The organism is uncultured Ruegeria sp., from assembly GCF_947489545.1.
Lineage (GTDB): Bacteria > Pseudomonadota > Alphaproteobacteria > Rhodobacterales > Rhodobacteraceae > Ruegeria.
Genome location: NZ_CANLDZ010000001.1, coordinates 1 through 22,462, shown reverse-complemented (window position 1 = coordinate 22,462; position 22,462 = coordinate 1). Strand labels below are relative to the sequence as shown.

Annotated in this window: 18 protein-coding genes; 14 read left to right on the top strand and 4 right to left on the bottom strand. The window is 56.7% G+C overall.

Features of this window, described 5'->3' with window-relative positions; genetic code table 11:
• Nucleotides 1–96: 96 nt before the first annotated feature.
• The 9 genes from Q1B13_RS00090 (at nucleotide 97) to Q1B13_RS00050 (ending at nucleotide 10,516) form a co-directional block, all read left to right on the top strand.
• The gene (locus tag Q1B13_RS00090) at nucleotides 97–465 is read left to right on the top strand and encodes a hypothetical protein (protein ID WP_299076710.1); all 369 of its coding nucleotides are present in this window, start codon (nucleotides 97–99) and stop codon (nucleotides 463–465) included.
• Between the two features lie 262 nt (nucleotides 466–727).
• Complete coding sequence (locus Q1B13_RS00085; RefSeq protein WP_298936838.1) at nucleotides 728–1,213, top strand: YHS domain-containing (seleno)protein; 486 nt, start codon at nucleotides 728–730, stop codon at nucleotides 1,211–1,213.
• A 530-nt stretch (nucleotides 1,214–1,743) separates the two neighbouring features.
• Nucleotides 1,744–3,843 carry a hydantoinase/oxoprolinase family protein gene (locus Q1B13_RS00080; RefSeq protein ID WP_299076707.1) on the top strand — a complete coding sequence of 700 codons (2,100 nt, stop codon included), beginning with the start codon at nucleotides 1,744–1,746 and terminating at the stop codon, nucleotides 3,841–3,843.
• Nucleotides 3,840–5,489 carry a hydantoinase B/oxoprolinase family protein gene (locus Q1B13_RS00075; protein WP_281995176.1) on the top strand — a complete coding sequence of 550 codons (1,650 nt, stop codon included), beginning with the start codon at nucleotides 3,840–3,842 and terminating at the stop codon, nucleotides 5,487–5,489. The genes Q1B13_RS00080 and Q1B13_RS00075 overlap by 4 nt, the downstream gene beginning before the upstream one ends.
• On the top strand, nucleotides 5,486–6,568 hold the full coding sequence (locus tag Q1B13_RS00070; protein WP_281995177.1) for a histidinol-phosphate transaminase: 1,083 nt from the start codon (nucleotides 5,486–5,488) through the stop codon (nucleotides 6,566–6,568). The genes Q1B13_RS00075 and Q1B13_RS00070 overlap by 4 nt, the downstream gene beginning before the upstream one ends.
• Nucleotides 6,565–7,308, top strand: coding sequence for an Asp/Glu racemase (locus tag Q1B13_RS00065; RefSeq protein ID WP_299076704.1), 744 nt, complete (start codon nucleotides 6,565–6,567; stop codon nucleotides 7,306–7,308). The genes Q1B13_RS00070 and Q1B13_RS00065 overlap by 4 nt, the downstream gene beginning before the upstream one ends.
• Nucleotides 7,305–8,651: an MmgE/PrpD family protein gene (locus Q1B13_RS00060; protein WP_281995179.1), complete on the top strand. Its 1,347-nt coding sequence runs from the start codon at nucleotides 7,305–7,307 to the stop codon at nucleotides 8,649–8,651. The genes Q1B13_RS00065 and Q1B13_RS00060 overlap by 4 nt, the downstream gene beginning before the upstream one ends.
• Nucleotides 8,644–9,612: a D-2-hydroxyacid dehydrogenase gene (locus tag Q1B13_RS00055; RefSeq protein ID WP_281995180.1), complete on the top strand. Its 969-nt coding sequence runs from the start codon at nucleotides 8,644–8,646 to the stop codon at nucleotides 9,610–9,612. The genes Q1B13_RS00060 and Q1B13_RS00055 overlap by 8 nt, the downstream gene beginning before the upstream one ends.
• Before the next feature lie 34 nt (nucleotides 9,613–9,646).
• Nucleotides 9,647–10,516: a dihydrodipicolinate synthase family protein gene (locus tag Q1B13_RS00050; protein WP_299799533.1), complete on the top strand. Its 870-nt coding sequence runs from the start codon at nucleotides 9,647–9,649 to the stop codon at nucleotides 10,514–10,516.
• A gap of 199 nt (nucleotides 10,517–10,715) precedes the next feature.
• On the opposite strand, the gene Q1B13_RS00045 is transcribed toward Q1B13_RS00050, so the two are convergent.
• The 3 genes from Q1B13_RS00045 to Q1B13_RS00035 all read right to left on the bottom strand — a co-directional run bounded on the left by Q1B13_RS00045 (nucleotide 10,716) and on the right by Q1B13_RS00035 (nucleotide 15,440).
• A complete protein-coding gene (locus Q1B13_RS00045) occupies nucleotides 10,716–12,326 on the bottom strand; it encodes an arylsulfatase (RefSeq protein ID WP_299076692.1) in 1,611 nt (536 codons plus the stop codon).
• 787 nt (nucleotides 12,327–13,113) lie between these two features.
• The gene (locus Q1B13_RS00040) at nucleotides 13,114–13,809 is read right to left on the bottom strand and encodes a hypothetical protein (protein ID WP_299076689.1); all 696 of its coding nucleotides are present in this window, start codon (nucleotides 13,807–13,809) and stop codon (nucleotides 13,114–13,116) included.
• A 704-nt stretch (nucleotides 13,810–14,513) separates the two neighbouring features.
• The gene (locus Q1B13_RS00035; RefSeq protein WP_299076686.1) at nucleotides 14,514–15,440 is read right to left on the bottom strand and encodes a DUF4238 domain-containing protein; all 927 of its coding nucleotides are present in this window, start codon (nucleotides 15,438–15,440) and stop codon (nucleotides 14,514–14,516) included.
• A gap of 698 nt (nucleotides 15,441–16,138) precedes the next feature.
• Here Q1B13_RS00035 and Q1B13_RS00030 point away from each other — a divergent pair.
• From Q1B13_RS00030 to Q1B13_RS00010, 5 genes are all read left to right on the top strand, one after another.
• Nucleotides 16,139–16,966 (top strand): site-specific DNA-methyltransferase, encoded by an 828-nt coding sequence (locus tag Q1B13_RS00030; RefSeq protein WP_299076683.1) that lies wholly within the window; start codon nucleotides 16,139–16,141, stop codon nucleotides 16,964–16,966.
• The gene (locus Q1B13_RS00025) at nucleotides 16,963–17,358 is read left to right on the top strand and encodes a DUF5681 domain-containing protein (RefSeq protein WP_299076680.1); all 396 of its coding nucleotides are present in this window, start codon (nucleotides 16,963–16,965) and stop codon (nucleotides 17,356–17,358) included. Before Q1B13_RS00030 ends, Q1B13_RS00025 begins: the two co-directional genes overlap by 4 nt.
• A 594-nt stretch (nucleotides 17,359–17,952) precedes the next feature.
• A complete protein-coding gene (gene terL, locus Q1B13_RS00020) occupies nucleotides 17,953–18,816 on the top strand; it encodes a phage terminase large subunit (RefSeq protein WP_299799530.1) in 864 nt (287 codons plus the stop codon).
• A gap of 392 nt (nucleotides 18,817–19,208) precedes the next feature.
• Entirely contained in the window at nucleotides 19,209–20,441 is a 1,233-nt protein-coding gene (gene dcm, locus Q1B13_RS00015) for a DNA (cytosine-5-)-methyltransferase (protein ID WP_299076672.1), read from the top strand.
• Entirely contained in the window at nucleotides 20,434–20,889 is a 456-nt protein-coding gene (locus tag Q1B13_RS00010; RefSeq protein WP_299076670.1) for a very short patch repair endonuclease, read from the top strand. The genes dcm and Q1B13_RS00010 overlap by 8 nt, the downstream gene beginning before the upstream one ends.
• Here the strand turns inward: Q1B13_RS00010 and Q1B13_RS00005 are convergent.
• Nucleotides 20,886–22,238 carry an MvaI/BcnI family restriction endonuclease gene (locus Q1B13_RS00005; RefSeq protein WP_299076667.1) on the bottom strand — a complete coding sequence of 451 codons (1,353 nt, stop codon included), beginning with the start codon at nucleotides 22,236–22,238 and terminating at the stop codon, nucleotides 20,886–20,888. The two genes, Q1B13_RS00010 and Q1B13_RS00005, sit on opposite strands and share 4 nt — an antisense overlap.
• Nucleotides 22,239–22,462: the final 224 nt, after the last annotated feature.

Below are 22,462 nucleotides of genomic sequence, written 5' to 3'. Positions count from 1 at the left end.
GTATTCCAAACTTTCGGACATGGTTTGACCTCTGTCGAAGGCCTAACTTGGCCTCATCAATGCTGCGCCGCAGTTTAAAACAAGAGGAAAACCACCATGTCTCTACGCTTTGTCACCAAAACCATCCACGCATATCTCGACTATCCTGTCGCCATTGGCCTCATTGTCATGCCATTTGTTTTCGGGCTGGGAGCGGAAAACCCACTGGCGCTTTGGCTCTCGGTTGCCACCGGGGTCGCCGCCTTCGGGCTAACGGTCCTGACGGATCATCACCTCGGTGTTATTCGGGTGCTGCCGTACAGCTTGCACCTCACGGTCGACTCCCTTGTCGGTGTGACCTTTGTTGCCGCACCGTTCCTGCTCGGCTTTACGGGTCTTGATTTCTGGTATTATGCACTGCTCGGCGGGACGGTCCTCTTGGTTGTTGGACTACATCAACCAGAAGACGCGGCGTTGAGCGCTTGAGGCACAGTGACGTTGCTAGGGGTTGCTCATTTGATGCGGCCCCTTTTGCGTTTCATGACATGGCTACTCGTCCCAACCCGCAGTTCCGTTTCAATAATCGAATAATCCGCCCCGCCACAAAATAGTCAGATCGTTCGAAATACGATACTATCTGTTCATATATTGGGCTGTATAGTTGATTGATAGTTCTTAGAGGATAATCCTTTCAGCACAAGGCGAGTGCTCGGCGGTCGAGCCTCGCAGTCAAAAAAAGGAATTCCAAATGATTAAGAAACTTGCAATAGCCTCCGCTCTTTTGACCGGTCTCGCTTTCAGCGGCACAGCTGCCATGGCAGCTGACGAATACAACGTATCGCGTGGAATTACCGCAGCCGGTGCGCCTTTGGGCCTGCATGGGGTGGATCCGGTTGAGTTCATCGCAACTGCGAACCCGGTTGAGGGCTCCGCTGCATTCACCGCCGTCCATGATGACGTGGCTTACTACTTCACCTCAGAAGCCAACATGAAAGCCTTTGAAGCAAATCCTGCGGCGTACCTGCCCCAGAACGGTGGCTACTGTACCTTCGGTGTTTCCGTAGGTAAAAAGTTCGACGGTGACCCCGAGTTCCACGCCGTCATCGACGACAAGCTCTACGTGTTCCTGAATCGAGCAATCTTTGATGAATTCAACAAAGACCGCGCGGGCACGATCTCAAAAGCCGAAAACCAGTGGCAAGACATCCGCAGCACAGCTGTGGGAGCCCTGTAAGTCTGGCAATCACATTTTAAGTCAAGGGGGCGGCCGTCGTGTTGCCCCTTCTGTTAACAGAAGCAGACCTTAAGGAACTTTCCGTAAAGGTACGCTTTTGTCCGCGATGCGACTATCCGGGCTTCTTGGGGCGAAGGTCCGGATCGAGCCCAAAATAACAAATGCTGCAGCTTGCCCGAAGGTGTGAAATACTGGTGAAACCGGACATTAGTCATGGGAAAATTTCCTGAGAACGAACACTGATATGTGAGTTGGTTGCTGCCATCTGCAAGTAACACTGCGATCGCGAGTGCCTGCTGGACAGGTTCACATTTCTGTTGACAGCCCGTCCTGTGCTCGGGCAGCCTTTCTGAAGTTGGAAAGAGCGAGAGCGGCCAAATATGGCGCAATGCATGATGGTAAACCAGGGACGTCGGGCAATCGGCTGTGATCTCGTGGTATGACGTGAAGCTGCCTATTGGCCGATTCAGCAGTTGCTGAACCGGGTATCCACACCTCTTCTGACTTTCCCGCTTTTTTGGTTTCTCTACATGCACAACACGAACGGGTTACGCCTTGCCGTCGATATTGGTGGCACTTTCACTGACACAGTCCTGGTTGATGGGCAGGGGCATATCCTTGCCACCACCAAAACACCGACCACCCCTGAAAACCCGACCCTTGGGGCGCTTGCGGGTGCCGAACATGTGTTGGCCGCGACAGGGGCAGACTGGTCGCAAATCGGCGGCTTCATCCATGGCACGACACTGGCCACCAATGCTCTGATCGAGCGGCGCGGGTCGGTTGTGGCCACGGTGACGAGTGAGGGGTTCCGCGATATTCTCGAGATCGCCTATGAACGCCGCTACAGCCAGTATGATATTAACCTGGTCAAACCTGATCTGATCGTGCCGCGTTCGCGTGCCTTTACCATCGGAGGGCGGATGGATGCGCGTGGGCAGGTGTTGCAACCGCTCGATGAGGAGGGCGTTGCCCGACTGGCTGGGGAACTAGCGGCCTGTGGCACCGAAGCCGTAGCGATCTGTCTGATGCATGCCTACGCCAACCCGGCACATGAACTGAGGCTGCGCGATCTTCTGCTGGCGGCAATGCCCAATCTGGTGATCTCGCTATCGCATGAGGTCAGCCCCGAGGCGCGTGAATTCGACAGGCTCTCAACCACCATCGCCAACGCCTATATCCAGCCTCAGATGGCCAGCTACCTGACCGATTTCCAGGCACGTTTCAGTAATGAGGGGCTGACTTGCCCGATCCTGATGATGACCGCGGGCGGTGGCATGACGACGATGGAAACCGCCGCGCGTCTGCCGATCCGGCTGGTGGAATCCGGCCCTGCTGGAGGGGCCATTCTGGCCGCGCGCATCGCTGCCGAGACCGGCGAGCGCGAGGTGCTGAGTTTCGATATGGGGGGCACGACGGCCAAGCTGTGTCTGATCGACCGATACCGTCCGCAGACCGCGCGCAAGTTCGAAATCGCGCGCGCGGCGAGGTTCATCAAGGGCTCGGGCATGCCGGTGCGCATCCCGGTGATCGAAATGATCGAGATCGGCGCGGGCGGCGGCTCGATCGCCCATGTGGATCGGTTGGGCCGCCTGCAGGTCGGACCAGAGAGCGCGGGGTCCGAGCCCGGACCCGCCGCCTTTGCCAAGGGCGGAACCGAGCCGACGGTGACCGATGCCGACGTGATGCAGGGGCTGATCGAACCCGGACGCTTTGCCGAAGGGCGGCTCAGGATCGACATGGAGGCGGCGGAAAGGGCGCTTGCCTTGGGCGTCGGGCAGACGCTGGAGCTTGAGGCCGTACAGGCCGCCTATGGGGTCAGCGAGATCGTGGATGAGAACATGGCCGCCGCAGGGCGAATGCACGCGGTGGAGTCGGGCAAGGATCTGAACGCGTGGCTGATGATCGCCTTTGGCGGCAATGGCCCCCTGCATGCCACCCGGGTGGCGCGGCGTGCGCAGGTTGACCGCATTTTGATCCCGCGCGATCCCGGGGTCGGCTCGGCAGTGGGGTTCCTGTTCGCGCCGGTCTCTTTCGAGATCATCCGCTCGCGCTATAGCACACTTGAGACGCTTGATCTGGATGGGCTCAACGCCTTTTTTGGCGCAATGATCGTCGAGGCCGAGGCCGTGGTGAGGGCAGGTGCGCCAGAGGGCCTGCTGACCCGGCGGCGGCAGGCTTTCATGCGTTATCACGGGCAGGGGCACGAGATTGAAATCCCGCTGCCTGACCGGGCTTTGGAAGAGACGGATATTCCTGCACTTCGCCGCGCCTTCGAGGAGGAATACAGCCGCCAGTTCAGCCGCGCTGTGCCGGGCATGAAGATCGAGATCCTGAACTGGGCGCTTGAGGTTGCTTCCGAACCGCCAGCGCTGGAGCATTACCCCGAAATCCTCGTGAAACAGCCCGCGCAACCGTCCGGGCAGCGGCGCGTCCTGTGCGATGTCACCGGTGAATGGCGCGAGGCGGAAATCCATGAGCGCGGGGTGCTCAGACCCGGCGACCATCTTGATGGCCCCGCCCTGATCATCGAGCCGCAGACTACCACATTCGTCAGTGCCGATTTCGCGGCGCACGTGGATGGCGGCAGCAATATCTGGCTCACACGCAACCGGGAGGGCGACCAATGAGCACCACCGACACCCGCCTGCAGGTCATGTGGAACCGGCTTCTGGCCGTGGTCGAGGAACAGGGTCAGGCGCTGATCCGCGCCGCCTTTTCCCCCATCGTGCGCGAATGCGGCGATATTTCCGCCGGCATCTTTGATCTGCAAGGCCGGATGCTCGCCCAGGCCGTGACTGGCACGCCAGGTCATATCAATACCATGGCCGAGGCGGTAAAGACCCTGCGCAGCCGGTTTCAGCTTCAGGATATGAAGCCCGGCGACATTTATCTGACTAATGATCCCTGGATTGCCTCGGGGCATCTGAACGATTTCCTGCTGATGATGCCGGTGTTTTATAAAGATTGCGTGGTCGGCTTTACCTCCTGCACCTCGCATCTGGTCGATCTGGGCGGGCTTGGCATGGGGCCAGAGGGCACGGATATCTATGACGAGGGGCTGCTCATCCCGCCCTGCAAACTGATGGACGAGGGTATGTTGAACTCCCTCCTGATGGAGATCGTCAAAGCCAATTCGCGCGAACCCGTCGCCAACGAGGGCGACATCTATGCGCTGATCGCCTGTTGCGAGGCCGGCGCGGAGCGGCTTGCGGGCATGATGGATGAGTTCGGCATCGACCATCTGGATGAACTGGCCGACTACATCATCGACACCTCATATCGCGGTACGATTGAGGCCATCGCGGAATTGCCCAATGGGACATGGCACAATGTTCTGAAAGTGGACGGATATGAGCAAGAGATTGATCTGCATGCTGCCCTGACCATTGCCGAGGATCGCGTTGCACTGGATTTCTCCGGCACATCGGGCCTGTCGAACAAGGGCATCAACGTGCCGCTCAACTATGCCACTGCATATTCAGTGTTTGCCCTTCGCTGCATCATCGGGCCGGATATTCCCAACAACGCGGGCTCGCTCGCACCCTTCCGTGTCATCGGGCCAAAAAACTGCATCCTGAACGCACAGCCGCCTGCGCCGGTGGCCATGCGCCACACGCTGGGCCAGATGACACCCGATCTGGTCTATGGCTGCCTGTCACAGGTTCTGCCGGATCAGGTGCCTGCCGAGGGCGCATCCTGCATGTATAACCTGCCGCTGCGCCACACTCCCGAGGCGGTTTCGCAGGGCGGCACACAATTCGCGCTGGAATTGGTGTTCAGCGGCGGAACTGGCGCACGGCCTGGTCTGGACGGGCTGTCGGCCACCGCTTTTCCCTCGGGCGTCTGGGGCTCGCAGGTGGAAACCACCGAGGCGGTCGCGCCGGTTCTGATCACCCGGCGCGAGCTCAAGCCCGACAGTGGTGGGCCCGGGCGGACACGCGGCGGGCTGGGTCAGCATATCGAGATGCGATCTGCGGTAGATGAGGATTTCATGCTGTTTCTTTCGGTCGAACGGGTTCTGAACCCCGCACGCGGGCGGTTTGGCGCAGCAAACGGTGCGCCGGGACGCATCCGCATTGGCCAGGAAGGGCCTGACCTGCCCGGCAAGGGCGAGGTCCGGGTGAAGGCAGGTGAAACTCTGATCTTCGAAACCCCGGGCGGTGGCGGTTTTGGTAATCCGCAGGATCGCCCGCGCGAAGATGTTCAGCGTGACCTTGAGGAAGGTTTGATAAGCCGGAAGGTGGCGCGCGAAGTCTATGGGATGAAGCCATGATCAGCCCCGTTGCCCATATAGCCTCCATGTCGCCCTATGCCCTGGCTCAACTGAACGCGCCCGAGGTAAAGCGCCTGATCTCGCTGTCTCAGAACGAAAGCCCACGCCCACCCAGCCCGCTTGCCATCGAGGCCGGTGCGCAAGCGCTGAAGGCAGGGCATCTCTATCCCGATCCGGACTGGGGCGAATTGCGTTTGGCGCTGTCTGGTCTGCACGGCATCCCCGCAGAAGGTATCCTGTGCGGCAACGGTTCGATGGAGCTGATCGCCTGCCTCGTGCAGGCTTTTGCCGATGAGCAAAACGCGGTGCTGGCCCCGCAGCACGCCTATCCCTTCTTCCGAACAGCCGCGCAGCTGGTGCAGGCGCGCTTTGATGTGGCCCCTGAATGCGACGGGCGCGTTTCGGTCGATGCTCTGCTGGCTGCTGTACGGCCCGACACCCGCATCGTATTCGTTGCCAATCCCGGCAACCCCACCGGCACCCGTATCTCACGCGCAGACCTTGTTCGTCTGCGCGAGGGCTTGTCGGGCGATACCCTGCTGGTGATCGACGAAGCCTACGGCGAATTTGCCGATCATCTGGGTGAGCCCATGTTCGATCTGGTCGAACATGGCGATACGGTGGTACTGCGCACCTTCTCCAAGGCATATGGGCTGGCCGGTATGCGGGTGGGTTGGGGGCTGTTCCCGGCGGAGATTGCTGGCGAGATCCGCAAGGTGATGAACCCCAACAACATCTCGCTTGCCGGTCAGGCGGCCGCAAAAGCCGCACTCTTGGATCAGGGCTATATGCGTGCGACCTGTCAGAAAACGGTGAGACTGCGCGATGGGTTGCGCCAACGGCTGATGCAGGCCGGGTTGGACGTGCCAGAGAGTTTCACCAATTTCATCCTGATCCGATTTGCAAGCCCGGAGAAGGCGCACCGCGCTGACGAAGCCCTTCGTGCGGAGGGTGTGTTTCTGCGTCCGCAAGGCGGGGCTGGGCTTGCAGATTGCCTACGCGCGACCATCGGTGTCGCGGTAGATATCGACATCGCCGCCGGGATTCTGGAACGCAGGGCAGAGGGGGAAAAGACATGACACAATCGCGCGGACGTGCCCGGTTCGGCATTCTGGTGCCCTTCACCAATACAAATCTCGAACCTGACATGGCGCTTTTACGCCCTGACGGCGTGTCCATGCATTTTGCCCGTATGGGGGGCTATGATCAGGACGAGATCCCGGATGCGGACCAGATGCACGGGCTGGGCGCGGCTGATCTGGATGAACCGCTGCACCTGTTGCAGGGTGTGCGCCCGGATGTGATCCTCTATGGCTGTACCTCGGCCACGCTGACCCATGGCCCGGCCTTCGACCGTGCGCTTGCCGAACGGATCAAGGCCGATAGTGGGGCCGAGACCGTAACGGCAGCCGGGGCACTGGTGCATGCGCTGCAAACTCTGGGCGTGAACCGCATCGGTTTTGCCTCGCCTTACGTATCTGCGATCAACGACTTGGCCGTCGGATTTCTGGCCGAGACCGGTTTTGAAACCGTGGCCCGGTCCGAGGTCAGCGATGCGTTGGACAACTACGGACAGGGCAATCTGGACCCGCAGGCGGTGTTCGACCTGGGCCTTGCCACCGACCATCCAGAGGCCGAAGCAATTGTGCTGTCCTGCACCGACATGCGGAGTGTCGAGAGCATTGGCCGTCTGGAGGCTGAAGTGCGCAAGCCGGTGATCAGCTCGAACCAGGCGATGATGTTTCAGGCCATGCAGCTTGCCGGTATCAGCGAAGCCCTGCCGGGATATGGCCAGTTACTGGAAAGGGAACGGCTATGAACTTTGACCGGATCGCCGAATTCGTGCTTGCGGGCCAAGACATGCCGCAAAGCGCGCTTAACGTGGCCGCGACGCTGCTGATCGACACATTCGGCGTGGCGGCAGGGGCTGCGCATATGGAGGCGGGACGGATTGCGCGCGATCACGCCTTTGCCTTTCACGGCGCAGGTGCCCCGGAACACGCGGCCCATTTGATGTTCGATGGCCGCCGCGCCTCAATCCCCGGTGCCGTCTTTGCCGCTGCGACCCAGATCGACAACCTCGACGCCCACGATGGCCTCAATCCAACCAAGGGTCATATCGGCTGCGCTGTGGTGCCCGCACTGTTTGCCTTCGCCGAAGCCCGACCAGAGCTTTCCGCGCGCGATGCACTATCTGCGCTCGTCATGTCCTATGAGGTCGCTTCCCGAGCAGCCTTTGCCTTGCATGCAACAGTTAGCGACTATCACACATCCGGGGCATGGAACGCGCTGGGCGTGGCGGCGCTGGGGTGCCGTCTGCTGGGCGCAAATCCCGGCCAGCTGCGCCAGGCGCTCGGGATTGCCGAGTACCACGGCCCGCGCAGCCAGATGATGCGCGAGATCGCCAATCCGACGATGTTGCACGATGGGTCAGGTATGGGCGCGCTGGTGGGGGCGATGGCGGCGTTGCTGGCGATGGACGGTTTTACCGGTGCGCCTGCTATCACTGTCGAGGCTGATGAGGTGGAAGATTGCTGGTCTGATCTGGGCAAGGTCTGGACCATCGAGCACAACTACATCAAGCCCTATCCGATCTGCCGCTGGGCGCATGCGGCGCTTGATGCTTTGTCCGGTCTGATGCGGGATCACGGTTTCTCCGCAGGCGACGTGACCCGGATCGAGGTGAACACATTTTCCGAGGCCGCGGCGCTGTTCCCCGGCATGCCCGCAACCACATCGCAGGCCCAGTATTCCCTTCCCTTCGCGCTGGCCGTGATGCTGGTGCATGGCCGGATCGGGCCGGGGCACATTACCGGTACAGCCCTGAGCGACCCGAAGGTGGCCGAAATGCTGGCGCTGATTGCAGTGCGTGAGGAAGATCGGCACAGCAAACGCTTTCCCGCCGGGCGGTGGTCCGATGTCATTGTGACGCTGAAGGACGGCAGCAGGCTTGCCTCAGGCGACGTGCACGCGCGTGGCGGACCCGAAGCGCCCATGGACATGAGCGAGGTCGAGGCAAAATTCCGCATGATGACCGCCGCACACCCAGAGCCCCGCGTCACGGCGCTCTGGGAGATGCGCGAGCGGCTGATGCAGCCGGAAGCCAAATTCAGTGAACTGACAGCACTTGTTCGTGCGTCTATGGAGGAAAACCATGTCTGACACGCCGCGTATTGTTCTGCATAACAGCAATACGGCGCCGCTTGCCCGATGGTTGCGCGCCGCGTTCCCGCAGGCGGAATATCGTGAGTGCAACAGTTACGAAACGCTTCCCGCCCTGATCGACAGCTACCGGCCCGAAATTGTTTACTCGGTTCGCTTCGCAGGCACTCCGGGCTTTCCGCGCGACGCGCTGTTTGGCGCGGGTGGCCCGCGCTGGGTCGCCAATGGCGGGGCGGGTACTGACCATTTCGGCCAATGGGACCCTCAGAAGACCACCGTTACAAATGCTGCGGGCGTGGCGGCCGGGATGATGGCGGAATACATCTTCGGCGGATTTTTGCATTTCACGCTGGATATCTCGGGCCTGCAACAGGACAAGGACGCGCGGGTCTGGAATGCCCGCACAGTCAGGCCGCTGGCGGGCAAGACGCTCCTGATTATCGGGCTGGGTCATACCGGTCAGGCGGTGGCGGCGCGCGCCAGGGCTTTCGGTATGAAGGTTCTGGGGACCCGCGCCCGGCCAGAGCCGATGGAACATGTCGATGAGGTGCACGCGGCGGATGATCTGCACGACCTTTTGCCGCACGCGGATTTCATCGCGGTCTCGACCCCGCTTATCCCCGCAACGCGCGGGTTGATCGGCGCGCAGGAGATCGCGGCGATGAAACCCGGCGTAATCTTCGCCGATGTCTCGCGTGGCGGCGTGGTGGATCAGACCGCCCTCTACGATGCACTGAGCGTCGGGCATGTGGCGGCGGCGGCACTCGACGTGTTCGAGACCGAACCCCTGCCCGAGATAAGCCCGCTATGGGCGCTGGAAAATGTGATCATCTCACCGCATTGTTCGTCAGTCTTTGCCGAATGGGAAGAAGCCTCGTTCGAACTATTCCTACAAAACCTCGGCCGCTGGATGCGCGGCGAGGGGCTGGTCAATATCGTGGACCCGGCCCGTGGGTATTGAAGGAAACGCTTTGAAAGCCCGCTTGACAGGGGTCGTGACCCCGCTGCTCACCCCCTATGAGGATGACCTTTCCATCGCAGAGGGCCTTTATCTGGACCATGCCGCGTTTTGTCTGGAGGGCGGTGCACATTACCTCTCGCCTTTCGGGACCACCGGCGAGGCTAGCTCGAACACCATGAGTGAACGCATGGGCGTGCTCGAACAGCTTGTTGCATCAGGCACAGTGCCGCCCGAACAGCTTATGCCGGGCACCGGGCTATGCAATCTCGAAGATACCGTCACGCTTACCCGTCATGCGGCTGATCTGGGCTGTGCTGCGGCGATGGTCCTGCCGCCGTTTTTCTACCCGCCCGACGACGAGGGGCTGTATCGTTACTACGGCCAGTTGATCGAAACCCTGGGGGACAAGGCCCCGCGGATCATCCTCTATAACATCCCGCAGAACACGGGGGTGCCGATATCGCCGGCCCTATCCGCCCGGTTAAACGAGGCCTTTCCCGACCATGTGGTGGCCTACAAGGACAGCTCGGGTGACTGGGACAATACCGCCTCCGTCATCCGGGCGGCGCCGGGCCTATCCGTCTTTCCTGCTTCTGAAACACTGCTGGCCAGAGCAATGGCGCTCGGCGCAGGCGGCTGCATTTCGGCAAGCTGCAATTCGAACATCACTGCGATCAGGGCCATGTATGAAGCTGTGCGGGATGGTGACCAGAGCGGAGCAGACACGCTGCAACCGGGACTGGAAACCCATCGCAAAGCAGCACAGGAGGAAGGGTTGATCTGTGGATTGAAAAGCCTGGTGGCCCACCGGTCAAACGACCAGCGCTGGCTCAACCTGCGCCCCCCGCACATGAATGCCGATCCGGCCGCCGGACCGAGACTGGCCACCACACTTCCGCGCTAACCGCAGGACCTCCCTAAAGAGCCAAGGGCAATGTCCGTGATTGCGCGATACCCGGCATTTACCTATTCCAGTTGGGTGGCAGTTACGTCTTGCTGACCGGCTCTAGCCCAGCCCGAAGCCAACGGCTGCTTCGGGCTGCGATCAGTCATTTACTTGGGGTGCTGATATGGATGGTTCTGAGCCCCGGGGGGAATGCTAGCTATCCCTCTGCGGTTTCGATTTTCCACGCCTCAAATAGCCTGGGAAGAGCCACATCCCAATCCATGACGCCAGTTGCTCTTGCCCAGTTATCGTATTGACCAATCAGGTCTGCCTCCAATTTAAAGTTGCGGCCTCTCAAATCAGTCAATTCGGTGCGATCTGCTTCGATGTCATAGAGTTCCCAATCTTGCCCATGCTGCCTGACAAGTTTGAATTGACCCAGCCGTACTGCCGAGTTTCCTTCATGTTCGAAAAAGATAGGTCTTTCTCGCGCCCAGACTTTACCACGGAATAGCTCCATTAATGACTGCCCTTGCAAAGGTTGAATTTCGTGCCCGCCAACCTCGCCTTGGTACTGGCTTCCCGTCGCCTCCAAAATAGTCGGTAGAATATCGACGACGTGGCAAGCCACGTGCGCATTTGCGCCCGGTGCAAACCCATTGGGCCAATGCGCTATGAGCGGTGTCGAGATGCCACCCTCATGGACGTAGTGTTTGAACAAACGAAACGGTGCGTTTGAGACATTTGCCCATGGTTTGTCGTAGCTTTGATAAGTCTGCGCATCGCCCGGCATCACGTCGGGGCAGTTTCCCATTTTGATATGACGACCATCATTCGTGGTATCGGGAAAGAACTTTGCCCAGCCGTCTTCGGCCATGAATTCAGCGCATCCGCCATTGTCAGAAAGAAACATGATCAGCGTGTTTTCAAACTGTCCCATGCGCTTCAGTTCAGAGATAAGCCTGCCAATCGATTGATCCATCCGGTCCACCATCGCAGCGTACGTGGCCATCTTGCGCGCTTCCCAATCTGTGTTCTTCTCTGATTCCCAGGGTTGAACATCGGCATCTCGCGGTGAAATATCCCAGTTTGTCTGGAATAGGTTTATGCCATTCATGGTCTCATGCCGCGCAGTACGGATGGCGTCCCAGCCTGATGTATATACCCCGTCATAGCGCGCGATGTCCTCGGGATGGGCATGCAGGGGCCAATGCGGCGCAGTATGAGCGAGATAGAGGAAAAAGGGCTGATCGTCAGGGGTTTCCTCGATCATTCCAATCGCTTTGTCCGTGATTGAATCTGTGAAATAGAAATCATCCGGGAATGTCATCACACGGCTGTCGTCTTCGAGCATGTAATGCGGCGAGAAGAAGTGTGTGACGCCGTCGACAATGCCGTAAAAGCGATCAAAACCACGCTGTCGCGGCGTAGGATGCTCAACATCTCCAACCCGCCAGCTGTCAACTTCGCGCGCCATGAAGTCTCCCGCGACATGCCATTTGCCGGACATCAGGGTCCTATAGCCATTTGCCCTCAGATGCTCTGCAATCGTGGCGCTGTCATTACGCAAAAAACCTTGGTATGCAGGCGTTCCCAGGTTGGCTCCCATGTGACCCACGCCAGCGTTGTGCGGGTACAACCCGGTCAAAAGAGATGCTCGTGTAGGACAACAACGGGCGCAGTTATACATTGCCGAAAGCAGCACGCCGTCGCGCGCAAGAGCATCAATGTTCGGAGTTAGGATTTCAGATCCGGTTGCACCTAAATCAGCAAAGCCCAGATCATCGGCCAAGATCAGTATCACATTTGGTCGTTTTGCTGTCGGCATTCGAAGGCTCCATTGCTGCGCTTATGAGCTTACCTCACTAGCGATGATGATCTTGTCTCGAAGCGACACGGCCATAGCGGGGCAGCCATGTATCCCATTGGCGGCGATCAGGCGAAGTTCAGGATGAGAACAACGAGGTTGGTTGTTTTGCTGTTATGCGGTTTTGTTGCTGGGGCGGCTATGGCGTTACCTCCCAGTTTGAATGCGATATCGCAACCCATTGCTTCAGCCCAAACCGCCCTTGGGTGCTGATTCCAGAGCCTCCAGATCTCATGTCCGTGGCAGTTCTTGGAAACTAGGCAACCAGCTAACTGGGCTGAGAACCAACTGCAAAACCGCCAGTTTTGGTAAAAGTTGCGCTCTTACCCAACAAAACTTGCGTTTCAAGTCGGACAAGTTCCGATTCATACCGGACGACACAAAAAGGGAAAATCATGGCTGTGCGGGCAGTCTCGAGCACAATTCCCTATTATCAGGGAATTTACAGGGAAAAACTGCGGTTTTGCCAGTATTTGAGCCTATCGCCTTGATTGTGATAGAGAAAACATTGGCTTAGGCGCAATTTCCCTAAGTTCGTTAACAGGGAAATTCCGTTCCGATATCAGTGAATTCGATGGAACTAACAGGGAAGTGCTACCGAACCTATTCAATGCGGCATGGTGATTTTGTTAGTCGACCTTGCACTTGGCCTGCAATTGCAGCGACGCGGCCCATCATTTCGGACTTTCGGTGCGGGTGGATGGACTTAACTTGGCCGAGGGCGGGTTCGACTTAACCAAAATTCGCGCTAATGATGGAGCGACGCATCCCATGAGGCCGCGCCAATTGAAAGAGCATCGGATGCCGCAAGCGTCCAGTCTGTATTTCCGTCGTCATTGGCTAATTCTCGGCTCAAACTGTCGGCTGCAGATGGACGCCCCAACTTTGCACGCCACTCATCTCTATCGGCGTCCAAACGAGCGGCCAATTGGACTGTCCCTCCTGCAGAAGTCTCCAGAATTTCAACTGGATAGTGACGCAGGCGATTAGCCATCAGTGAGTAGATTTCAATTAGGTTCAACGCGTACCATTGAGGCAACTTCTCTTCTGTGACCGCTTCAGTATCTTCAGCGTTCAAAGTCGACCAAGACTGTGCTCCTCCCCCCGAGCGACGAATTCGGTCCTTGGCCTCTGCAGGATTCTTGCAAACCCGAAACTCGCTTCCGATTTCTTCTGCGTTGAGTGTCGGGTCCTTGGCCTTCCGCGGGCGACAACTTACCACTCGGGCGAGTCTATCATCTCCGCTTTCCGGCTTGAGTTCATAAGTGGCTCCGTTTGTGAACAAAAGGATGGCTCGGTTATTTGGTGGTCGCCACATCAAAGGAGGCGAACTCTTCAAGTCGTCCGCCATCTGTTCAATCAATTCGTTTGCACTGGGTACCGGCACCACATTAGGAACTAGGACACGGAGAACCGAAGAAACGGAGCCCGATTTCGTCATCATCCTCTACAACATCCAGTAGCTCAACTAGCACATCTCTCGCGGTTCGGTCGATCAGGACACCACGGATTCGTCGAACGAGTTCATGCAGCAACCGACGCAGATCGCTATCGAGTTGCGACGCAGTTTTTTTGAATAGGCAAAGTTGATAGGTTTCGCCGTCTGTCTTCGAGATGGCCTCCCACCGTTGCAAAGGGTGAATTAGACCGTCAAATGTTTGACCTCGGTCAAGTTCGAAAAGATCATCGATAGGCTGAAATTTTGCCGAATTCTTAGCATCTGAAATCATAGCTGCAACCTATTCGCTAACTTTGCGCAACGACACCCCAATTCGATGCATTTCGCTAAGAATGACCTTGTTTTGACATTGTTAATTGACACCGAAGGTGCCCTACATTCCGCTCGAAGCGAATTTTAGAAACTCGGCTTGCTACCACAGAAATGGTATGGCCTAAGCCGGATCGACCCAAAGGCGTTCGCGAAAGATCGAAAGCATGGAACGGAAAGACTACGCCCCCAGAATCTGACGGCCCAAAAGGTCATCAGCGACCTGTCCGCTAATGAGATCACGATGCGAGCGTAACCCCAACAGGGCCACGACCCGCGTGTCGATCAGCAGGCCGGATACATATGAGCGACTTCCGAGAACTCGCCAGAAATCACTTACGAACAGCAGCCGGTACATACATTTGAGCCGCACCCATTATCTAAGTTGCTTCCACAGACCGTTGTTGGCTGACGATCAGAGGTCCAACGGTTTCAGTTACAGATTCAACCCGGATCTTTCTGAACAGTTTCACCTTGTCACAGAGCCAGGGGTATTTGTGAGTGCTAAATACTAGGTCTTCCGCCGCTTTTATTATCTCGTCGTTGATGTTTTGTGTTCTCCGTGCGCCTATTTCGATAAAACGGTGGTTAACTTCCTCTCGATTTTCGATTGACGTATGGGTGTGGAAAACAATCCCTAGTTTCGGGGATAGTGGTAGGAACCGCTGAGCAAACTTGTTCTGATGATGAGCCAAGATTACTGACGGGAAATCGCTAGTTAGAAATCGGCTGCTCCCGGCTGGTTTCAGAATGGTAACGTCGCTTGATGCCAGAGATTGCCTAACTTTCAGAAGCTGAGTAGTCGCCATTGCCTGCGGCATTCTTAGATCGATATTCAGCTTTACCTTTCCCTCGTTGGTCAACTGCGACATAGTTTTGCCGTGCCAATCTGGAAGTTGTGGGAGGTCAATCGGTTCCAATTCGCCCGATTCCTCAAGTAGTCTTACCGTGCGCTCGAGCATTGCGCGGGTCATTGGGTCAAACATGCGCAAGGCAGCTGGTGTGTACGTCTGAATATAGGCCAAAAACCCGCTGAACACTTGTCGTGAGTTCCAGTCGAGCTCACCCGCAAAGACGCGTGCGAGACAAGGTTCGTAGGCGGGCTCAATCTCCTTCAGATAGTCTTCAACTGCTCGATTTTCAGTAAGGTATTTGTTGGTGCTACCATCTTCAACTCTACACACGTCCCGTGGCCTCGGCGTAAAAACCGACAAGTCGGATTTCCTCGCGGCGTTTAAGAGCTTCTTGTCAGTTTGTCGCAAGAATTGCTTGAGATGAACCTGAGATACGTAGTGATCGAGTGCCACGATCTCTCCCACCAAACCATTGTATTTCCGAAGTAACCTAGATCACCAATGCCGGTCCAGCACTACCGAAATTTTTTGAACTCTGAGATCAGTTTCAACAGCGCAGACTGGATTCGAGAATCAGGTTTTGTATCAGCGTGCGTGAGCGGCCGGTTTGGAGACTCTGCACTGCAGCACCCAAATTGCTATCGAGTAGCCGGTATGGGCCGCCTACATGAACGCTACCACTTTTCCAAGCACCCGGTGTTTGTGCTTGTGGTTCACACGGAGCTATCTACAAAGATAATGCAGGCCAAAAGCCTGAAATTAATGCTGCGCCTTTTGTGGGATGAGGCAGCAAGTGTAAACGAACTATCGACTGTCGAGGTTTTTCAATAGGGATGCGTTTTGGTTGAGATCGTTGACGATGAGAGCGCTAGATTTTGGCTATCACAACAAGATCGACAAACTAGGGTTCGGTTCGTTGCGCGTACCCACACCTCGTTTGCGCATTTGATCCGCGAAAGGAAATTCTTAATCGGGAAGTATTCATGACTTGCGTGAGCAAAGCACCTGAATGGATTGAGGTAGTTCAGTCTGATCGCCCACAAGATTTGATGCTTCGTCAAACTCTTTACCGAGAAACCTGTATTAGCGAGCGGGGATAGTCGGCGAACCCGGTACCGTTGCCGGACCCGGCGCGCGAACCAGTTTCCCGGATGGGAGATCTGTGGCTGATCGGAGAGCACCGCGTCATTTGCGGCGACGCGCTCAAGTCAGAGACCTGGCACACCCTGCTCGGCCGGGAGAAGGTACAGATGGTGTTCACCGATCCGCCGTACAACGTGCCAATCGATGGCCACGTCTCCGGGCTCGGGCGGGTCAGGCATCGTGAGTTTGAGATGGCGTCCGGGGAGATGTCCCGGGCAGGATTCACAAAGTTTCTGAATACTGTATTTAGCAATCTGGTGGATCACAGCGAAGACGGTTCAATCCATTACATCTGCATGGACTGGCGGCATATGCGCGAAGTGCTTGAGGCCGCGGATGGAGTCTATCAGGAGATGAAAAATCTCTGTGTCTGGGCAAAGACAAATGCCGGTATGGGCTCTTTCTACCGCTCCCAGCATGAACTCGTTTTTGTGTTTCGAAACGGAACTGGCGCTCATATCAACAACTTTCGTCTGGGTGAAACCGGAAGACATCTATCCAACCTCTGGAGCTATGCTGGCGCAAATACGTTTCGGGAGGGCCGGATGGAAGATCTGGCAGCCCATCCAACCGTCAAACCGATGGATATGGTTAAGGATGCGATCATGGACTGTTCCAAACGCGATGGTTTGATCGTTGACGCGTTTGCAGGATCCGGCACAATACTTCTTGCGGCGGCCAGAAGCGGTCGGGTCGGCGCGGGCATCGAACTCGACCCGCTCTATGTCGATCTGATCGTGCGTCGTTTGCAGGATGAAACAGGTGAGACAGTCGTACACGCAGATAGTTTCGACGATTTTCAGACAATCGCTGAGACGCGGGGTACGACCGCATGAGCGCTTCGGACGATCCGGATTATGAGGTTGGATATAGAAAACCACCCAAACACTCGCAGTTCAAAAAGGGAAAATCCGGCAATCCCAAAGGACGTCTAAAGGGGGCGAGGGGATTTAAAACGGATCTCAGAGCAGAGCTGTCAGAAAGGGTGACGATCTCGGAAAATGGTCGGCAGAGGACTCTGACCAAGCAGCGGCTCCTGGTTAAGCAACTGGCTGCAAGCGCGGTCAAAGGCGATGTGAGGGCAATCAGCAAGCTGGCCGATCTGGCGGTCTCCTTGCTTGGTCCGGAGGATGAAGCGCAACAATCTGTAAACACACTTTCAACAGAGGATGACGCGATTCTTCAGAGTTATCTCAGGCGAAATTCGAAGGGCGACGACCATGAGTGAGCAACAGAAAACACTCGATGCAGCGCTGCGACAGGACTTCCTGTCCTTTATGAGAAAGTCCTTCGCAACGGCTTCCGGTGGTGATCAGTTTTTGGAGAACTGGCATCTTGACGCAATAGGGAACCAGTTAAACCGCGTCAGCGACGGAGACAACAAGCGGCTCATTGTGACAATGCCGCCGCGATACCTCAAGTCCATTGCCATATCGGTGGCCTGGGTTGCGTGGATGCTGGGGCGGGATCCGTCCTGCAAATTTGTGTGTGTCAGCTACTCAGGTGATCTTGCGCAAAAGCATGCCAGCGACTGCCGCGCCATTATGCAAACTGAGTGGTATCAGCGGGTTTTTCCGAACACACGCATAAAGCGGGGTGGGAATTCAGAGATGGACTTTCGAACAACGAAAGGCGGGGGTCGGCTATCGACTTCAGTCGGCGGCACGCTGACGGGTCGGGGTGGCGACATCATCATCATCGATGATCCCATCAAGCCTGAGGATGCAATGTCGGACGCCACGCGAAAACGCGTCCTCAACTGGTACGCAAACACACTGATTTCTCGCCTGAACGATAAGGCTAGGGGGCAATTCTGCTGGTCATGCAAAGACTGCATGAAGAAGATTTGGCAGGCTATCTCCTTGAAACAGGAGAATGGGAGCATCTGTGCCTTCAGGCTATTGCAGAAAACGACGAAAGGGTTGCCTTAGTCAACGGCCGTAGCCACGAACGTCATCGGGGCGGAGCTCTACATCCGGAGCGCGAAAGCACTGCCGATCTGGAAAGGCAGAAAAACGAAATGGGTTCGGCAAGGTTCTCTGCACAGTATCAGCAGTTGCCGGTGCCGGCAGACGGTCTGCATGTCAAGAGGCCATGGATCAAACGGTACTCCGTATTGCCCGAAAAAACGACCGGAGACCGGTTTGTTCAGAGCTGGGATACGGCCAGCAAGGATGGGGTGTTCAGTGATTATTCTGTCTGTGTCACAGCTTTGTTGCGTAAACGGGATGTGTACATACTTGATGTGTATCGTGAGAAACTGAAGTTTCCCGATCTTCGGCGCAAGGTGATTGAGCTGGCATTGCGCTGGAACATCACCGCGTTGCTGATCGAAGATGCCGCCAGCGGCCAGCAGCTTATTCAGGTGCTTCGGGAAAACCTTCCCCGGGGTTTACCGAGACCGATTGCGCGCAAACCTCAGGGAGACAAGCAGACCCGGTTTTCTGCTCAGAGCCATCGCATCGAGGCTGGCGAATTGTGGTTGCCCGAAGTGGCATCGTGGCTTGCAGAGTTTGAGCGCGAACTCCTCGGTTTTCCTAATCTGAAACATGATGATCAGGTTGACGCACTTACGCAACTGCTTGGCTGGTCCCGGCCAAATTTTGGCCGCCGACCTTACATACCGGGTGACATTCCTGGAATAATGGGGCCGGGTCTTTTTATCGGTGATCAACGCATTGCGTGAAAATGACAGGATCCTCTCCATGCAATACGTTTGCCTGCTTGCGTGTTCTCTCCTTTTTCTGCTCCCGGGTCAGCGGTGATGGCTTGAAATCGCTTTCAGGACTTGTAGCCGGGCATCGGCTTGGATCAGCAAAGCCTGAAGGGATCGGGTGAGTTCAGAGCTTAACTTAGGGTTCTGGCCATTTACCGCCAGTGACGTTGCATCCTCCAGACTACCGGTCAGCTTTGCAAAAACGCTTTGAGCAACCCCATTATGTTCAGGTTCTACCCCGCGTTAACTCCAAATGCACTTCTATGTTTCCAGAATGTTCTTGCCTCTGGGGATTCTGGTCGCCATAGTGACAAAAAAATTCCCCGCGAACATCTGAAACGTGGGAAAAGAGGGCAAGCAGAATGACTGAATTTGAATTGTTGTTGCAGAAAACCGGTCATTCGGTTTCTGAGGCCGCGGAAATTCTGGGTTATTCAGAAAGTCAGATCTATCGCTGGAAACGCGGAGAGGAAACCCCGCGTGAAGTGGTCATAAACCTCCTGAGGATGGAAGCCGAGGCGCGTCAGCCGGATACTTCCAGCGCCGCATTTTCGTTCGTTGACTTGTTTGCCGGTATTGGCGGCCTGAGAATGGCAATGGAGAGTGCGGGCGGGCACTGCGTGTTTACGTCGGAATGGGACAAATACGCCCAGCAGACCTACGATGCCAACTTCGCGGACAACCGCCCCATCGCAGGCGACATCACGAAAATCGAAGCCGAAGACATTCCGGAGCATGACGTTCTGGTTGCGGGCTTTCCCTGCCAGCCGTTTTCGATTGCAGGGGTGTCAAAAAAGAATGCATTGGGCCGTGCCCACGGCTTTGACGACGAGACCCAGGGCACACTTTTCTTCGACGTGCTGCGGATCCTGAAACATCACCGTCCGGCTGCGTTCATGCTGGAAAATGTAAAAAATCTGCGCAGTCACGACAAGGGCCGGACCTTTGAAGTCATCATACGGAAATTGCGGGATGAACTGGGCTACTACGTACCCGATCCCCGGGTGATTGATGCGGCCCACTTTGTGCCCCAGCATCGGGAGCGGATTGTCATAGTTGGCTTTCGCGAAGAGGTTCCGTTCAGCTTTAATGACGTAGTATTGCCACCTCATCGGGAGCGCCGGATGCGGGATATACTTCACCCGGAGAACGGCATGGAAGATCCTGAGGGGCATTTCACACTTGGCGATGATGCCACTGTCAGTGACAAATACACCCTGACCGACAAGCTTTGGAAATACCTGCAGGACTACGCGGCCAAACACAAAGCTAAGGGCAACGGGTTTGGCTTTGGCCTTGTAGACGACGACTGCATCGCCAGAACCCTGTCCGCTCGGTACTACAAAGACGGATCGGAAATCCTTGTGAGCCGTGGCGAAGGCAAAAATCCCCGCAGGCTCACACCACGGGAATGCGCCCGTCTGATGGGATACCCGGAAGACTTCCGGATCCCGGTCTCTGATACCCAGGCCTACAAGCAGTTTGGGAACTCGGTGGCTGTGCCGGTCTTTGCTGAGGTTGCACAGGTGATGGAACCGCATATTCGGGCGATCGTGACGGCTCAGGAGGCCGAACCGGCTCGCAAAGTTGGCTGACGTCCACGATCCGGAAACCCGCTCCCGCAACATGGCGGCGATCCGGGGCACAGACACTAAACCTGAACTGATTATCCGTCGGGGGCTCCATGCTCGTGGGTTTCGGTTTCGCCTCCACAATCGCAAACTGCCCGGGCGGCCAGACCTGGTGTTGCCCAGGTATCGGGCCGTGATCTTTGTGAACGGCTGTTTCTGGCACAGACATGATTGCCCGCTGTTCAAATGGCCAAAAACCCGGATGGAATTCTGGCGGGACAAAATCGGCGGGAACGTGGAGCGTGATCAGAAGAACCAGGCCGCACTGAAAGCAGCAGGCTGGCGCGTCGGCAATGTTTGGGAATGCGCGCTGAAAGGAAAACGTCGCCTTCAGCCGGCCTATGTCCTTGATCGCCTCAGCGAATGGCTCGAGGGGAATGCAGTGGATTGTTCGATCGAAGGTCAGGGTTAGGAAACCACCGATACTCTCGCGTAAAGTTCCCGCAGCGCCGCTTCTAGGCGTGATGTCCCGATCCTCCATTGCGGCCGGACCTTCGCGCTGCCGTCTGCGTAGATTGTGTGAGCGGGGTCATAGTAAACCAGACCAGATGCGATCGCGCGCAACAAGCGCCATACATCAGTGCCTTCACACATGAACCATGGCGCGTTGAAGCGGTATTGATCACCCCCACCCCCGCTATCAGGATCTTTCCGGAACCCGGCAGGCACATAAGCCGCCAGCGCGTGTTTCGTGTTCCAGGAATTAGCAAGTTTTTCAAGAGACCACCCACCTATCAGATTTGCGGTGTTCGGATCTGAAATTCCAACGAAGATTTCTTCCGGGTTGTTGTCAAACTCACCACTCACAGGATCAAACCCTGAAACTCCGAGAAGGTATCCGGTCGAGTTGCTCCGTTTTCCCGCGCGATGTACCCCTGTGAATCGGCGAGACCCGTCGCCCTTTTTTCCCTCCCAGCCGTAAGTCATCATGAAATTGCGAAAGGTAAGGTCGCCTTCTGCGCCCATATCCGCTGTTGGTGTCATCAGGCTGATTTTGTCTCCTCTGAAGGATTTGATCTCATGGCCATACGCATCGGGTTCCTTTAGGGCGTTGGTCTCCACACCGAGCAGGGCCTCCAGCGTGTATCCGGCGCCCTGGTTTCCTCTGAAGGGAACGATGGTGCCACCTTTGTTTCTGACAGACGGGTGCCACCCGGCAACGACAATCCCCCGAAGCTCGCGGGTCAACTGTTCCTGGGGTGTCGCTGTTGCATCACCGGTTACATTCAGGATGCCAAGGACACCTGAAATGCCCGAGGGTGCGAGTTCGGGAAAATCCGCTACAACCGGGTCATTGCGTTCAGTCAGAAGTAATCCGAAGATTTCACCCGCCCGATTGGCTCCGATGCCCAGGACTCGTTTTCCGAAGTCAGCCTGCTTTGTCCTGCGAATTGCGGCAGGCGCCCGTTCGCATCCCTTTATGAACCCCGACAGCCGGGCTTCCGGGTACTGGAAATACTCGATCAGCTTAGTGTCGGGGGCATGGAACCGGTTGCCGTGCTCATCCAGCCAGTAAAAGTTAAGGCGCGCTTCGGTGATCGGCCGGCCTGCAGCGGAGTTGCGTTTCCTAGTACTGCTGCTTGGCTCACGCAGGCGGGTTTCGCGGACGGGAAACGCGTTGACGAGACCTTCAAGCTGGCTGGCGAGAACGATCTGATTCTTATCGTTGTCTTGTTTGCGCGCGAGAACCTTGGTGTAAACCCAGTCCACGCCCGCATCTCTGAAAATGCTTTTGAGTTGGTCGATTGATGAAATGCCCATGAGCGGACACTAGCGCGATGGTTGTGTCGGGTACAATGGCTGTAAAACGGCTCAAGAGCGGGCACTCAACAGTGAATCCGCTTCCTCAGGGGTGAGCAATGAATCCGGCATTTTTTCAGCATCTGTGTGGGTCTTGATCAGGAAAGTGGCCACAAAGCAGACCTTCGCTGCCTTTGCAGCACTGGGCCTCAGCGACGGCGGCAATGCACAGGAAGCGGACTTTA